The organism is Pseudomonas sp. KB_12 (assembly GCF_052114545.1).
Classification (GTDB): Bacteria; Pseudomonadota; Gammaproteobacteria; order Pseudomonadales; family Pseudomonadaceae; genus Aquipseudomonas; species Aquipseudomonas brassicacearum.
The window spans coordinates 170016-184507 of sequence record NZ_JBFREY010000007.1 but is presented as its reverse complement, the minus strand read 5'-3'; the positions used below and the strand labels follow the sequence as shown (position 1 = coordinate 184507).

Genomic DNA, 14492 nt, shown 5'->3' with positions numbered 1-14492 from the left:
AGGGTTTCCCTTAAGACTTGATCACTGACCCCAGGAATCGCGCAAGGTCACGGTACGGTTGAATACCGGAGCACCGGGTTTCGAGTCCTTGATATCCGCGCAGAAGTAACCTTCGCGCTCGAACTGGAAACGGTCTTCCGGCTGTGCATTGCCCAGCGAAGGCTCGGCACGACAACCAGTGAGTACTTGCAGGGAGTCAGGGTTGATGTTGTCCAGGAAGCTGGCGCTGTCTTCGGCCTTTTCCGGGTTCGGCGAACGGAACAGGCGATCATACAGGCGCACTTCGCACTCGACGCTGGCGGCGGCCGGCACCCAGTGGATCACGCCCTTGACCTTGCGACCTTCCGGGTTCTTGCCCAGGGTGTCGGGATCGTACGAGCAACGCAGTTCGACGATGTTGCCGTCGGCGTCCTTGATGGCCTCGTCGGCGCGGATTACGTAGCTGCCGCGCAGGCGCACTTCGCCGGTAGGCTCCAGGCGCTTGTAGCCTTTCGGCGGCTCTTCCATGAAGTCTTCACGGTCGATGTAGATTTCCCGAGCGAACGGCAGGACGCGCACGCCCATGTCTTCTTTCGGGTGGCGCGGCAGTTCGAGGTTCTCGACCTGGCCTTCCGGGTAGTTGGTAATCACGACTTTCAGCGGACGCAGCACGCACATGGCGCGCGGGGCGCTGTGGTCGAGGTCGTCACGGATGCTGAATTCCAGCATGCCGAAGTCCACCACGCCGTCGGAACGGTTGGTGCCGACCATTTCGCAGAAATTGCGGATCGACTTTGGCGTGTAGCCACGACGACGGAAGCCCGACAGCGTCGACATGCGCGGGTCATCCCAGCCGTTGACGTGCTTCTCGTCCACCAGTTGCTTGAGCTTGCGCTTGCTGGTGATGGTGTAGTTCAGGTTCAGGCGGCTGAATTCGTACTGGCGCGGGTTGGCCGGCACCGGCAGGTGCTCGAGGAACCATTCGTACAACGGACGATGGCTTTCGAATTCCAGGGTGCAGATCGAATGAGTGATGCCTTCGATGGCGTCCGACTGACCGTGGGTGAAGTCATAGTTGGGGTAGATGCACCATTTGTCGCCGGTCTGGTGGTGATGGGCGTGACGGATGCGGTACATGATCGGGTCGCGCAGGTTCATGTTCGGCGAAGCCATGTCGATCTTGGCGCGCAGCACCCGAGCGCCGTCCGGGAACTCACCGGCGCGCATGCGGGCAAACAGGTCCAGGTTCTCTTCCACACCGCGGTCACGGAACGGGCTGTTCTTGCCCGGCTCGGTCAGGCTGCCACGGTATTCCTTGGCCTGCTCGGGGGTCAGGTCGCACACGTAGGCGTTGCCGGCCTTGATCAGTTCCACTGCCCAGTCGTGCAACTGGTCGAAATATTGCGAGGCGTAGCGCACCTCACCGGACCATTGGAAACCCAGCCACTTGACGTCGCTTTCGATCGCGTCGATGTATTCCTGGTCTTCCTTGGCCGGGTTGGTGTCGTCGAAACGCAGGTGCGTGACGCCGCCGAACTCCTGGGCCAGGCCGAAATTCACGCAGATCGACTTGGCATGGCCGATGTGCAGGTAGCCGTTGGGCTCTGGTGGGAAGCGAGTGACGATCTGTGTGTGCTTACCCGAGTCCAGGTCCGCCTGGATGATCGGGCGCAGGAAGTTGACCGGCACGGCCGGGCCGGTCTTGGAATTCGAGGTAGGGTCGACAGTGGGCTTGCTCATAGGATCCTTGAACAGACAAGTGCGCGGCCGGGTACGGCCTGATAAATCAAAGCCCGTATCATAGCCGATGCTGTCAAGCACCTGACAGGCCAGGCCGGCAAACGATTGAATTTAATCGACGACCAGATGAAAAACAGCCTCGAAATTCGTGCCCGGCGCGCTAAACTGCCCAGCCTGGCCGATTACAGCCAGACCGGTTGCGGGCAGTGAAGCCCCGAAACCCACGAATTCCTTGAAAGAGTACCGATCATGAGCAAAGTCAAACTGACCACCAACCACGGTGACATCGTCCTGCAACTGAACGCCGAGAAAGCGCCGCTGACCGTGGCCAACTTCATCGAATACGTCAACGCCGGCCACTACGAAAACACCGTGTTCCACCGCGTCATCGGCAACTTCATGATCCAGGGCGGCGGTTTCGAGCCAGGCATGAAGGAAAAGAAAGACAAGCGCCCAAGCATCCAGAACGAAGCCGACAACGGCCTGCCGAACAAAAAGTACAGCGTTGCCATGGCCCGTACCATGGAGCCGCATTCGGCCTCCGCACAGTTCTTCATCAACGTGGCGGACAACAGCTTCCTGAACCACAGCGGCAAGACCACCCAGGGCTGGGGCTATGCGGTGTTCGGTGAAGTGATCGAAGGCACCGACGTGGTCGACAAGATCAAAGGCGTTTCCACCACGTCCAAGGCCGGCCACCAGGACGTCCCGGCAGAAGACGTGATCATCGAGAAAGCCGAGATCGTTGAGTGATATTGCTGATTTCAGACTTGCATCTGGAAGAGGAGCGCCCGGACATCACCCGGGCGTTTCTGGATTTACTCGCCACACGCGCCCGCTCGGCGCAAGCGTTGTACATTCTGGGCGACTTTTTCGAAGCCTGGATCGGCGACGATGCCATGACGCCGTTCCAGCGTTCCATCTGCCAGGCCCTGCGCGAATTGAGCGACAGCGGCACGGCCATCTTCCTGATGCACGGCAATCGCGACTTCATGCTGGGGCAGGCCTTTTGCAAAGCGGCCGGCTGCACCCTGCTCAAGGACCCGAGTGTCGTGCAGTTCAATGGCGAGCCGGTGCTGCTGATGCACGGCGACAGCCTCTGCACCCGCGACGAAGGCTACATGAAGCTGCGGCGCTGGCTGCGCAACCCGGTCACGCTGTTCGTCCTGCGGCACCTGCCGCTGGGCAGCCGGCAGAAACTGGCGCGCAAACTGCGCAGCGAAAGCCGCACGCAGACACGCATGAAAGCCAATGACATCGTCGACGTCACGCCCGAAGAGATCCCGCGGATCATGCAGCAATACGGCGTGAAGACCTTGATCCACGGCCACACCCATCGTCCCGCCATCCACAAGCTGACAACAGAGATATTGACTGGAAGGGCCTCATCGCGAGCAAGCTCGGCTCCCACAGAAGCTCGCTTCCACAGTGGACTGCATTCCACTTCTGGATCAATGCCCCGCCGATGCAGGCCCAGCCTTCGCCGCAAACGGCGGCTTCGCCAGCCACACCAGCACAATCAACCCCATGAACGCCCACCCCAGCAGCGTGAAGTAATCCACGGTGGAGAGCATGTATGCCTGGCTGTTGAGGACCTGCTCAAGCCGGGCATAGGCCGGGGCACTCGCGCCACCGAGTTGGTTGAGTGCTTCGCGGGTGGCCGGCTCGAAAGTGCTGATGCTTTCGCTCAGGTAGGCGTGATGCTGGTCGGCCCGACGGATCCAGATCCAGGTGGTCAGGGACGCGGCAAAGCTGCCGCCCAGGGTCCGCAGGAACGTCGCCAGCCCCGCGCCGTCGGCAATCTGGTGCGGCGGCAGGTCCGACATCAGAATGCTCAGGGTCGGCATGAAGAACAGCGCCACGCCGATGCCCATGAACAACTGCACCATCGCAATGTGCTGGAAATCCACCTCATTGGTAAACCCGGCACGCATGAAGCAGCTCAGCCCCATGGCCAGGAACGCCAGCCCGGCCAACACACGCAGGTCGAATCGGTGGGCGTACTTGCCGACGAAGGGTGACATCAGCACCGGCAGGATGCCGATGGGCGCCACCGCCAGCCCGGCCCAGGTCGCGGTGTAGCCCATCTGTGTCTGCAACCACTGCGGCAGGATCAGGTTGATGCCGAAGAACCCGGCATAGCCCCCCACCAGCACGATGGTGCCGATGCGGAAGTTGCGATAGGCAAACAGCCGGAGATTGACCACCGGGTGACGGTCGGTCATTTCCCAGATCACGAACACCGCCAGGGCAATGATCGAAATCAGCGCACCCATAATGATGAAATTCGATTCGAACCAGTCCAGGTCGTTGCCTTTGTCGAGGATCACCTGGAGCGCACCGACGCCAATGATCAGCGTGATCAACCCCACGTAATCCATCGGTTGATGGCTAGTGACCACCGGCCGCGCCTTGAGCTGCTGTTTCACCACGAGCGCCGCGAAGACGCCGATGGGCACGTTGATGAAGAAGATCCACGGCCAGCTGTAGCTGTCGGTGATCCAGCCGCCGAGGATCGGCCCGGCAATCGGCGCCACCACCGTGACCATCGCCAGCAACGCCAGGGCCATGCCGCGCCTGGCCGGCGGGTACACGGCAATCAGCAAGGTCTGGGTCATCGGGTACAACGGCCCGGCCACCAGCCCTTGAAGTACACGAAAGCCAATCAGCTCCGGCATCGAGGTGGAAATACCACACAAGAACGACGCGAGCACGAACAGCATCGTCGCCCACAAAAACAGCTTCACCTCGCCAAACCGCCGGCTCAGCCAGCCGGTAAGCGGCAAGGCGATGGCGTTGCTCACCGCGAACGAGGTAATCACCCAGGTGCCCTGCTCCGAGCTGACACCCAGGTTGCCGGAAATGGTCGGCAAGGCGACGTTGGCAATGGTGGTGTCGAGCACCTGCATGAACGTCGCCAGCGACAGCCCGATGGTGCTGAGCAACAGGCTGGGCGGCGTGAAAGACGCGTTATTGCTCATTGCGAAAATCCTATGAAGCGAAGGTGGCGAAATCCCTTAGGGCAAGACACAAACCCTGTGGGAGCGAGCTTGCTCGCGATAGCGGTATGCCAGTCCCCAGGATGCAAGCTGGCCCGCCGCAATCGCGAGCAAGCTCGCTCCCACAGGTTCAACGCTGTAACTGACTAGCGCTGCACCGTCTTGCTGGCCACTGCGCTGTTGTCGTGGATCAGGCGGGCGATCATCGCGTCGGCATCGGTCAACTGCTGGTCGTAGACCTGGGTGCTGAACGAGGCTTTCTGCGGTGGCTGCTGGGCCAGTACCGGGCCGCTCTGGTCGTGCAGGTCGACGTTGACCAGGGTCGACAGGCCGACCCGCAGCGGATGCTTGGCCAGCTCCTGGGCATTGATGTGAATGCGCACCGGCACCCGCTGGACGATCTTGATCCAGTTACCGGTGGCGTTCTGCGCCGGCAGCAAGGCAAACGCGCTGCCGGTCCCGGCGCCAAGGCTGTCGATGGTGCCGCTGTACTTCACATCGCTGCCGTACAGGTCGGCTTCGATGTCCACCGGCTGGCCGATGCGCATGTCGCGCAGTTGGGTTTCCTTGAAGTTGGCGTCGATCCACAGCTGATCCAGCGGGATCACCGCCATCAACGCCGTGCCCGGCTGCACCCGTTGGCCGAGTTGCACGGTGCGCTTGGCGACATAACCGGTGACCGGTGCGATCAAGGTACTGCGGGCGTTGGCCAGGAAGGCCTGGCGCAGTTGCGCGGCGGCGGACTGCACGTCGGGATGGGACGACACCACGGTATCGTCCACCAAGGCGCTGGTGGTCTTGAGCTGCTGCCGGGCATTGGCCAAGGCGTTCTGCGCCGAGGTCAGGTCATCCCGGGCGTGAGACAGTTCCTCCTTGGAAATCGCCCCGCCGGCCGCCAGGTTCTTGCGTCGGCTGTAGTTTTCCTGGGCCTTCTGCACTTCGGCCTCTTGCGCATTGACCTGCGCCCGCATGCCATCGACGTTGCTGTACAAACCACGCACCTGGCGCACGGTCCGGGCCAGGTTGGCCTGGGCACTTTGCAGCCCGACTTCGGCGTCGTTCGGGTCGAACTGCACCAGCACCTGGCCTTCACGCACCAGGTCGCCGTCGTCGGCCCCGATGCTCACCACGGTGCCGGTGACCAGCGGCGTGATTTCCACCACGTTGCCGTTCACATAGGCATCGTCGGTGCTTTCACTCCAGCGACCATACAGTTCGTACCAGGCCCAGACGCCCAGGCCCGAAAGAATGACCAGCAGCGTCAGTGTCAGCAGCATGACCTTGCGCTTGCGTGGGTTGCTGTCTTGCGCATGTTCGGATTGAGTCGTTTCGGCAGTCGCCATGACAAGTACCTCGAATCAGTTATTTGGCGTGGTAGCGGCCGGGGTGGCCGCCGCCAGGGTCTGGGCCTCGAAACCGCCGCCCAGGGCCTGCATCAGTTGGATCGACAAATCGATCTGGTCGGCATTCAGGTTCGCCAGTTGGCGCTGGGCCTGGAGCAATTGCTGCTCGATGCTCAACACGTCCAGGTAATTACCGATGCCCGAGCCGTAGCGCTGGACCACCGTGTCGTAGGAGCTCTGTGCGATATCGGTGGCATGTTGCTGGGCGCCGATCTGGCGAGCGATGTCACGCAATTGGTTGATGGTGTCGCTGACATCCCCAAGGGCCGTGACCAGGCTCTTGTTGTATTGCGCCACCGCCAGGTCGTAATCGGCGTCCCGGGCATCCAGGTCCGCCCGCAAGCGGCCGCCATCGAAGATCGGCAGCGACACCGTCGGCCCCACATTGAAGAAGCGGCTGGCCGAACCGAACATCGCATCGCCCAGCAACGACCGGGTTCCGGCGGCTGCGCTCAAGTTGAGATTGGGGTAGAAGTTGGTCTTGCCGGCCTCGATGTTCTTGCTCGCCGCCTCGACCCGCCAGCGTGCCGCGACCAGGTCCGGGCGCCGCCCCAGCAACTCGGCCGGCAGGTTCGACGGCAAGGCGACCGCGCTGGCTTGCAGCACGTTGGGCCGGGGAATTTCATTGCCGCGGTCCGGACCTTTGCCCAACAACACCGCCAGGGCGATCTTGGCGCTTTGCAGGCGTTTCTCTGCGTCGATCAGGGTTGCGTCGGCGCTGGCTTCCAGGCTTTCGGTCTGCTGGAACTGGTATTCGCTGTCGATCCCGGCAGTGAGGCGGCGCTTGCCCAGGTCGAGCATCTGCCGGGTGCGCTTGAGGTCCTCGGAGGCCAGGTCATGAATAATGTGGGCCTGGCCCAGGTCGCTATAGGCCCGGGCCACGTCGGCGGCCAGGGTCAGTTGCGCGGCCTGGCGATCGATCTCGGCGGCGCGGGCCTGGCCGAGGGCGGCTTCCCAGGCGGCACGCTGGCCACCCCAGAGGTCGAAGTTGTAATTGAAGTCCACACCTAACGTGCGCAGGGTGCTGTACGCCCCGCCCTGCCCTTGCGGGTCCTGGTCACGGGACAGCCGCGAACGGCTGGCGCCACCGCTGGCATCGAGGGTCGGCAGGCGCGCCGCGTTGGCGGCATAGGCGGCGGCACTGGCCTGATGCACCCGGGCGCTGGCGATCTGCATGTCCGGGCTATCGCGCAGGGCTTCACGGATCAAGCCGTCGAGTTGCGGGTCGCCGAGGCTCTTCCACCAATCGCTTTTCGGCCACGCGGCCTGCGACAGCGTGACGCCGTTCAGGGATTGCCCGGCCTTGAGGCTCTGGGCCTCCAGGTTGACGCCTTCGGTCTTCAGGCCGCTGTAGCTGGCACAGCCCGCCAGGCTCATGGCCAAGACCACCAGGCTTAATCGGGTACGCAAGGTTTTACGCTTCATTTTTCCCCCATTCGCGACACGGTGATGGGGTCACCGGCGGCGAGCAGAATTTTCTTGAGGATCTGTTCGAGGGTTTGCAGCTCCTCGGGGCTGATGGCGCTGGCCAACTGGTTCATGGCCTCGGCACCGATAAACGGCAGGCGATCGGCCAGGGCCTGGCCGGCTTCGGTCAACACCAGGCGCACTTGCCGGCGGTCCTGGGCGGAGCGTTCACGGGCCAGGAAACCTTTCTGCTCCAGGCGATCGAGCATCCGCGTCATCGAGCCGCTGTCCAGGGACAGGTAACGACACAGCTCGGCCGGCGTCTCGATGCCGTACTGGGCCATGATGATCAACACCTTGAACTGCGCGGCGGTGATGCCGACGGGTTCCATATGAGTGTCGATGATCCGGTCCTTGAGCAGCGCGGTACGGCCGAGCAGCATGCCGAGATGGCAATTGTGAAAGTTGTCTGGGGTGAAATGTTTCATCTGACCACCGTTTGCTGCCTAGGCAGTGAATGTATGTCGAGATATTACTGCTTAGGCAGCAAATGTCAATCGAATAGTTAGCTTGCTATTCACATGAAGTGTGTGGGAGCTGGTCCTGTGGGAGCAAGGCTTGCCCGCGATAGCATCACCTCGGTTCGACTGATAGACCGAGTTGCCTATATCGCGGGCAAGCCTTGCTCCCACACAAGCCCGCTCCCACAAAGGGGGGGGTTGGGGGAAGGTTAGAAATCGCGTTTGTAGAAGATGTCCAGCGAGCTGGCGACGCCGCTCGCGGCTTCGAGGTAGACCTTCTTGCTGAGCTTGTAGCGCAGGGCGATGGTGTTGGCCGGTTCGAACACGCCAACGCCGTAGCGCAGGCTGAGTTTTTCCGACAGGTTGCCGCTGGCGACCACGCTGGTGGCATTGCCGCTGCCCTGGGTGTCGAGCTGGAAATCCTCGATCCCCAGGTTATTGGCCAGGCTGGTGGTCACCCCCGAGCTGCCCATCAACCCCAGGCCCAGCGCCGCCTGGGCGAGCATGTTGTTGTCCTCGCCGGTGGTGCTCAGCGGCCGGCCCAGCACCAGGTAGGACAATGCCTGCTCCTGGCTCATGGCCGGTTCCGAGAAGATTTGCGTGGTCGGTTGCTCGGCGCTGCCGCTCAAGCGGATGCCGGCGATCACGTCGTCGGTCTGGCGGATCGCTTCGATGTCCAGGTAGGGCTGGTCGATGGGCCCGGCGAACAGCAGCCGCGCCCGTCGCACCGTCAGCCGTTGCCCGTAGGCCCGATAACGACCGTCGTTGAGCCAGAGCTCGCCGCGGGTGTCCATGTTGTCACCGATGTGGACCTGGCCCTGCACGTTGGCGGTCAGGCCGAAACCCGAGAACGCGAGTTTGTCCTGGCCGACGATCACGTCAATGTCCATCGCCATGGCCAGCGGCGCCTTGCCCTCTTCGGTCTGGTGGCCGACGATCACCGTGTCATCCGACACCTTGACGGTGGACGGCGGCAGTTCGCGGATGGTGATCTCGCCTTTGGGCACCAGGACCTTGCCGGCAATGGAAAGCCGCTCACCCTGCATGGTGATGTTGAGGTCCGGCGCCACGTCGAGCACCGCATAAGGCTCGACGGTGACCGGCAGTTGCGAACCCTTGAGCGCCAGGTTCATGGTCAGGGCGTCGCCCCAGCCGATGTTGCCGTTCAAGCTGCCCTGCCCGCTCTTGCCGCTTTTCCAATTGCCATTGAGCTGCACCGCTTCGCCGGTAATCGTTGCTCGCATCTGCAAGGCTTCGAGGCTGACCGGCAGTTCCGGGCCAGACACTTCGCCGTCGCTGAGCACCAGGTTGCCGTTGACCTGGGGCGCGAGCAGACCACCGGACAAGGTCCCGCTGCCGTTCAAGTGACCGGTGAGGGTTTCCACCATCGGCACGAATGGCCGGGCCACGGACAAGTCCAGGCCAGTCAGGCGGAACGAGCCGCTGATGGGTTTACTGGCCGGTATGGGGTTGATTTGTGCCTGTAGCATCAGTTCGCCGAGCCTGGCACCGGCGAAATTCAGGTCGGTGTCGATGCGCTTGGGGGTCAGGCGGCTGTTAAGCGTCAGGGTCTGGTACGGGAAGTCCAGCCATTGCGCCTTATCGCCGTCTTTGTCCCGAATCCGTAAAGTACCGCCGCTGGCGTCCACCAGGATCCGGCCATTCGGACCGCTGGCCGACAGGTCCAGTTGCAGGTCCGCGTTGAGCCGGCCCTGCCAGGCAAAATCCTTGGGCATCCACTGGGCCAGGCTTTCGATGGGGAATTGCTTGAGGTGATAGCGCAGCTTTGGCTCCGGCATCAGCCGCTGGTCTTCACCGCACAGGCTGGCATCAAAGGAACGCCAGCAATGCGCGCCGACGTTGAGCGTGCCGTCGGCCAGGCGCTCCAGTTTCGCTGGGGCTTGCAGGCGCCAGGCTTGACCGCCGGCCTGCACGTCGCCGCTGGCCAGGCGCCCGCGCCAATTGCCCTGGTCGAGCGCGCCATCGAGGGCCAGGGTCGTGTCGAGCTGCGGCCCTTGCAGGTCCAGGTTGAGCTTCTGCTGTTTGATATCACCCTGGCCGCTGACCGTCAGCACGCCCAGTGACGTTTCGCCGACGCGGATGCCGCTGGCCTTGAGGTCGAGCTTGCCGCGCTGGGCGCTGTCGAGGACCGCGTCCAGGTTCAGGCTTTGCAGGCGGTTGTCCTGGAAGGCCAGTTGCGTACCTTGCAGGCCGAGCTTGCCTTGGGGGGCCTTGAGCGTGCCGGCCACGTCGACACGGCCGACGACTTGGCCGCGCAATTGCGGCCAGAGCTGAGCGAGGCGTGCGAGCTTGATGTCGATCTGGCCGGTCAGTTTCTCTTGCAGGCTGGCACTGCCGTTGATGCGGTTATCCCCCAGGCGAATGTCCAGCGCGCTGAGCTTCCACTGCTCGCCAGCGCCGCTGGCCTTGGCCTGGAGCACCGCTGGCTGGCCACGCAGTTTGCCCTTGAGGTCCAGGTCCGCGTCGAGGTCGAGGCGCTCGTTCTTCATCATCCCTTTGCTGCGCAATGGCCCAGCCAGGGTCCCGGGCAGTTCGCCAAGCCAATACGCCGGGTTGATGGCCGACAGTTGCAGCGCCGTGTCCCAGGCGATGCCATCGGCAAATTGCAGGCTCAGGTGCCCTTCGGCCTTGCCCTGCCCCGCCGCGAGCTTGAGCTGCGGCAAGTGGATTTGCGTCAGGTCGCCGCTGAACGGGCTGCCCAGGCTGAAGGCTCCGGCGGGTCCGTCCAGCGAGGCCTGGAAGTTGCCCAGGTATTGGCCATCGGTGTAAGAGACTTCGCCGTCAAAGCTGCGCAGCATCACCTGTGGCTCATCGATCAGCGGATAGAGGCGATGCCAGGGGAAATCCAGCCAGGCGACTTTCGCCTCGGCGCGCAGGCCTTCGCGCCAGTCCAATTGGCCGCTGAGCTTCAGGCTTTGCTGATCGCCGGCATCCAGATCCAGGCCGGCGATCTGCGCGCCATTGGCGTCCACCGTGCCTTGCAGCAACAACGCCACCGGCCCTTTTTCGGCGGGCAGCGTCGCCTTGCCGAGCAGTTGATAGCCGTTTTTCAGATCGCCTTCGCCGGTCAATTCCAACTGATTGAGCAACAACGTGTCGGGCAGATCGGCGCTGGCCTTGAAGCCGTCGGCGCTGATGCGCACCTTGGCGGGCAGGTTGTCCGCCAGCGGTTGCAGTTCACCGCTCAACTGGCCTTGCAGGTAACCGCTGCTGTCGGCCTTGAGGTTGAGGGTCTTGAGCAGGTTGCCGTCGACTTTCAGGTCCAGGGCCCAGGGCGTGGCGCCCGGTGCCGGCAAGGTCAACCGGCCCTCGGCGCTCAACGGCCAGTCGCCACCCGGCTTCAGCAGGCCGGAGAGTTTCAGGCTCAGCTCATCGCGCTGCAATTGCACCGAATCGATCCGCATGCCCTCGGCGGTCCAACGGGCAACCAATTGCAGACCCTTGAGCTGCTCGCTGCCATTGAACGACAGGCTGCCGACCTGCACATCGCCCAGTTCGATAGCGAGCGGCAAGTCCAGGTCCGGCAAGCTGATCGGGCCGTTGCTCGGCTCATCGGCAGAGGCTGGCAACTGCAAGGCGACCTGGTCGGCCTTGAGCTGTTCGATGCACAGGGTCATGCGCGCCAGGCACAGCGGCGACCAGGCGAATATCAACCGATCCACCTCCACCCGACTGGCGTCCTGCTGCCACAGCAGGTGATCGGCGCTCCACTGTCCACCCAGCCGGCCCTGGAAATTCTCCACGGTCAGCCCCGGCACCAGGCCGAGGGCCCAGCGACTGCCGAATGCCGTGCCCAGCACAACACTCAAGGCCAGCACGACCGCCACCAGCACCCCGACGAGCGCCAGCAGCGTTATCTTCAAACCACGCGTCACAGCTCAGGCCCCATGGAAAAGTGCAAGCGGATGCCACCGTCGTCGTCCATCGCATGGGCCAGGTCGAGGCGGATCGGGCCCACCGGCGAAACCCAGCGCACGCCGACGCCCACGCCGGTCTTGAGGCTCGGCAGTTCGAGGCTGTTAAAAGAGTTGCCCTGGTCGATGAACGTCGCCACCCGCCATTTTTCCGCGATGGAATATTGATACTCGAGGCTGCCGGCGACCATGTAGCGACCACCGATACGGTCGCCCTCGGCGTTTTCCGGCGACAGGCTCTGGTAGTCGTAACCCCGCACGCTCTGGTCGCCACCGGCAAAAAAGCGCAGGGACGGCGGGATGGATTTGTAGCCATTGGTGGCGCTGCCGCCGATCTGCGCCCGCGCCAGCAAGCGATGCTTGTCGAACACCGTGGTCAGGCCCTTGACCATGGCGGTGCCATATAAAAGGTTGTTGTCCGAGCCGAGCCCTTCCTTGGCGACCTTGGTGTCGAACTGCAAGCGGTAGCCGTTGTGCGGATCGATGCGGTTGTCGCTGCGCAGGTAGGAATAACTGAGGCCCGGCATCAGCAATGTGCTCAGGCCCGCATCGTCGCCAAGGCGATATTCCTCGCGCTGCCATTTGAGCGACACCACCCGCTGCCAGCCGCTGGGCAACTTGCTGTGCCATTCCGGGCCCACGGTGAGCAGTTTGCTGAGGCTGTCGGTGCCGGCCAGTTCCTCATATTGATAACCGCCGGCGTAACGTATCTTGTCAGTCAGCGGCGGGTCCAGCGGCACGTCGTACCACAAGCCGACGTTCTGCCGGGGCGCCGACACTTCCGCTTCCCAGCCATAACTGTGGCCCTGGGCGTTGACCCAGTGGCGCGTCCAATTGGCTTTGACCCGTGGGCCGACATCGGTGGAAAACCCCAGGCCCAGGCCCATGGTCCGCGGTTTGCGCGTGTCGAGCTTGACCGCCACCGGGATCACGTTGTCGGTGGCCGCCGTCGGTGCGGCATCCACCCGGACGCCTTCGAAATAACCGCTCGATTGCAGGGCCTGGTTGAGCTCTGCAATGAGCTCGGAGTCGTACGCCGTGCCGGCCTTGAACGGCACCATGCGCTGCAGCAGGTCTTCGTCGAACGGCGTGTCGCCCTCGAAACTCACCGGGCCCAAGGCATAGCGCGGGCCGCTGTCGTAAATCAGTTCGATGTCGGCGATGCCCGCCTGGGGGTCAACCGACAGCTTCTGCCGGGTGAAGCGCCCGCTGAAAAAACCATAGCGCGAGGCCTGGTTCTGGATGATTCGCTTGGCGTCTTCGTAGCGACCATGGTTGAGCACCGCGCCGGGCTTGAGGGCGGCGTTGCTGGGTACGCGAAAGGCTTTGAGCGATGCCGCCGGGCCATCAATGCGCACGGTGACGTTGCGCAAATGCACAGGCTCGCCGGGGTCGATGGTCAGCACCAGGCGTGGGTCCTTGCCGCCCTTGACCTCACTGTCGATCTGCGGCTGGTAGTAGCCCAGCGCCTGGGCGGCCTTGCGCGCCTGCTCCTCGGCGCCACGGCTGAAGCGCAGCAAGGCCTCCTCGTCACGATCACCCACACCGCCGATGTAACCTTCTACGTTGGCCTTGAGTTCATCGTTGGACGGCTTGACCCGTACTTCCAATTCACTGTTTGCCAGCGCCACGCAGCTGAGGGACAGCAAGAGCGCGCCACTGGTCATTCTTCCTGGGAGGTTCATGGCGCGGATGCTATCACGAGCGTAGGTGCTTGATAGAGCCGGACATTTCGCAAAAGTTCGCCTGACTATGCCGTTGCGCTTTGCAGAACCTGCGGGTTGGCGTGGAAGAACACATGCTCGCGGATCGGTCCTACCGCCACTTCGCCGATTTCCTCATAACCCTGGCGTTTATAAAACTCAAGGTAACGTGGGTTGCCGGTGTCCAGCACCACGCCTTGGGAATGCTCGTCCACCGCGCACCAGTTATGCACCGCCTCAAGCAACTGTTCGCCGAAATGCTTGCCCTGGAACTGTGGGTGCACGCCCAGCAGAGGTAATACATGAACCGCATCCGACGGCAGGCAGGCCAGCACTGCCGCGTGGTATTCCAGGTAGCGCCGGGTGCAACGAAAACCAGTACTCAAGACCATGCGCAGGCGCCAGGCCCAGCTTTCGGTGATGCCCAGGCGCCGCTGCGGCGGAGCGATCAGGGCAATGCCGATCAGGCGGTCGTTGACCAGCAAGCCAATGGCCGGCAAATCCTGGAGAAAATGCTGCTTGACCAGCTCACGCACCGTGGCCCGTACCCGCTGTTCATAACCGGGACGCTCGGATTCGAACAGGTAGCTGAAGGTCGGCTCGTGGCGATAGGCCTGGTACAGCAACGAACGGGCTTCACGGGAATAACCGCTGTCGAGCATATGGATGTCGGCGATGGCGGTGGCGGTTTCAGGCATGACGTTGGATCTCCTGGGGGCGAGGCTTGGTAATGAGCCCTGTAGGAGCTGCCGAGTGCAACGAGGCTGCGATCTTTCCACGGACGCTTGAATCCCAAGCGAAAGAT

9 protein-coding genes and 1 pseudogene are annotated in these 14492 nt (G+C 62.9%); 2 read left to right on the top strand and 8 right to left on the bottom strand.

The window, feature by feature from the left end:
• Positions 1-21 precede the first annotated feature (21 nt).
• Complete coding sequence (locus tag AB4Z20_RS07540; protein WP_258688805.1) at positions 22-1719, bottom strand: glutamine--tRNA ligase/YqeY domain fusion protein; 1698 nt, start codon at positions 1717-1719, stop codon at positions 22-24.
• Positions 1720-1968: 249 nt separating this feature from the next.
• Here AB4Z20_RS07540 and AB4Z20_RS07535 point away from each other — a divergent pair, with 249 nt between their 5' ends.
• A complete protein-coding gene (locus tag AB4Z20_RS07535; RefSeq protein WP_018608900.1) occupies positions 1969-2472 on the top strand; it encodes a peptidylprolyl isomerase in 504 nt (167 codons plus the stop codon).
• A pseudogene (gene lpxH, locus AB4Z20_RS07530) lies at positions 2469-3077 on the top strand (UDP-2,3-diacylglucosamine diphosphatase); the annotation flags it as partial. The gene AB4Z20_RS07535 and the pseudogene lpxH, both read left to right, overlap by 4 nt.
• A 93-nt stretch (positions 3078-3170) precedes the next feature.
• Here the strand turns inward: lpxH and AB4Z20_RS07525 are convergent.
• The 7 genes from AB4Z20_RS07525 to AB4Z20_RS07495 all read right to left on the bottom strand — a co-directional run bounded on the left by AB4Z20_RS07525 (position 3171) and on the right by AB4Z20_RS07495 (position 14385).
• A complete protein-coding gene (locus tag AB4Z20_RS07525) occupies positions 3171-4700 on the bottom strand; it encodes a DHA2 family efflux MFS transporter permease subunit (protein ID WP_214510644.1) in 1530 nt (509 codons plus the stop codon).
• Between the two features lie 164 nt (positions 4701-4864).
• Positions 4865-6061: an HlyD family secretion protein gene (locus AB4Z20_RS07520; RefSeq protein WP_258688807.1), complete on the bottom strand. Its 1197-nt coding sequence runs from the start codon at positions 6059-6061 to the stop codon at positions 4865-4867.
• Positions 6062-6076: 15 nt separating this feature from the next.
• A complete protein-coding gene (locus tag AB4Z20_RS07515; RefSeq protein ID WP_320389100.1) occupies positions 6077-7546 on the bottom strand; it encodes an efflux transporter outer membrane subunit in 1470 nt (489 codons plus the stop codon).
• Positions 7543-8016: a MarR family winged helix-turn-helix transcriptional regulator gene (locus tag AB4Z20_RS07510; protein WP_058546840.1), complete on the bottom strand. Its 474-nt coding sequence runs from the start codon at positions 8014-8016 to the stop codon at positions 7543-7545. Before AB4Z20_RS07510 ends, AB4Z20_RS07515 begins: the two co-directional genes overlap by 4 nt.
• A 242-nt stretch (positions 8017-8258) precedes the next feature.
• Positions 8259-11945 (bottom strand): translocation/assembly module TamB domain-containing protein, encoded by a 3687-nt coding sequence (locus AB4Z20_RS07505; protein WP_442089642.1) that lies wholly within the window; start codon positions 11943-11945, stop codon positions 8259-8261.
• On the bottom strand, positions 11942-13669 hold the full coding sequence (locus AB4Z20_RS07500; protein WP_442089641.1) for an autotransporter assembly complex protein TamA: 1728 nt from the start codon (positions 13667-13669) through the stop codon (positions 11942-11944). Before AB4Z20_RS07500 ends, AB4Z20_RS07505 begins: the two co-directional genes overlap by 4 nt.
• 65 nt (positions 13670-13734) lie before the next feature.
• Positions 13735-14385: a GNAT family N-acetyltransferase gene (locus AB4Z20_RS07495; protein WP_003203682.1), complete on the bottom strand. Its 651-nt coding sequence runs from the start codon at positions 14383-14385 to the stop codon at positions 13735-13737.
• Positions 14386-14492: the final 107 nt, after the last annotated feature.

Excerpts from the sequence above, each read along its gene's own strand:
- AB4Z20_RS07540 (WP_258688805.1), bottom strand. The coding sequence starts at position 1,719 with ATGAGCAAGCCCACTGTCGACCCTACCTCGAATTCCAAGACCGGCCCG.
- AB4Z20_RS07535 (WP_018608900.1), top strand. The coding sequence starts at position 1,969 with ATGAGCAAAGTCAAACTGACCACCAACCACGGTGACATCGTCCTGCAA.
- AB4Z20_RS07525 (WP_214510644.1), bottom strand. The coding sequence starts at position 4,700 with ATGAGCAATAACGCGTCTTTCACGCCGCCCAGCCTGTTGCTCAGCACC.
- AB4Z20_RS07520 (WP_258688807.1), bottom strand. The coding sequence starts at position 6,061 with ATGGCGACTGCCGAAACGACTCAATCCGAACATGCGCAAGACAGCAAC.
- AB4Z20_RS07515 (WP_320389100.1), bottom strand. The coding sequence starts at position 7,546 with ATGAAGCGTAAAACCTTGCGTACCCGATTAAGCCTGGTGGTCTTGGCC.
- AB4Z20_RS07510 (WP_058546840.1), bottom strand. The coding sequence starts at position 8,016 with ATGAAACATTTCACCCCAGACAACTTTCACAATTGCCATCTCGGCATG.
- AB4Z20_RS07500 (WP_442089641.1), bottom strand. The coding sequence starts at position 13,669 with ATGAACCTCCCAGGAAGAATGACCAGTGGCGCGCTCTTGCTGTCCCTC.
- AB4Z20_RS07495 (WP_003203682.1), bottom strand. The coding sequence starts at position 14,385 with ATGCCTGAAACCGCCACCGCCATCGCCGACATCCATATGCTCGACAGC.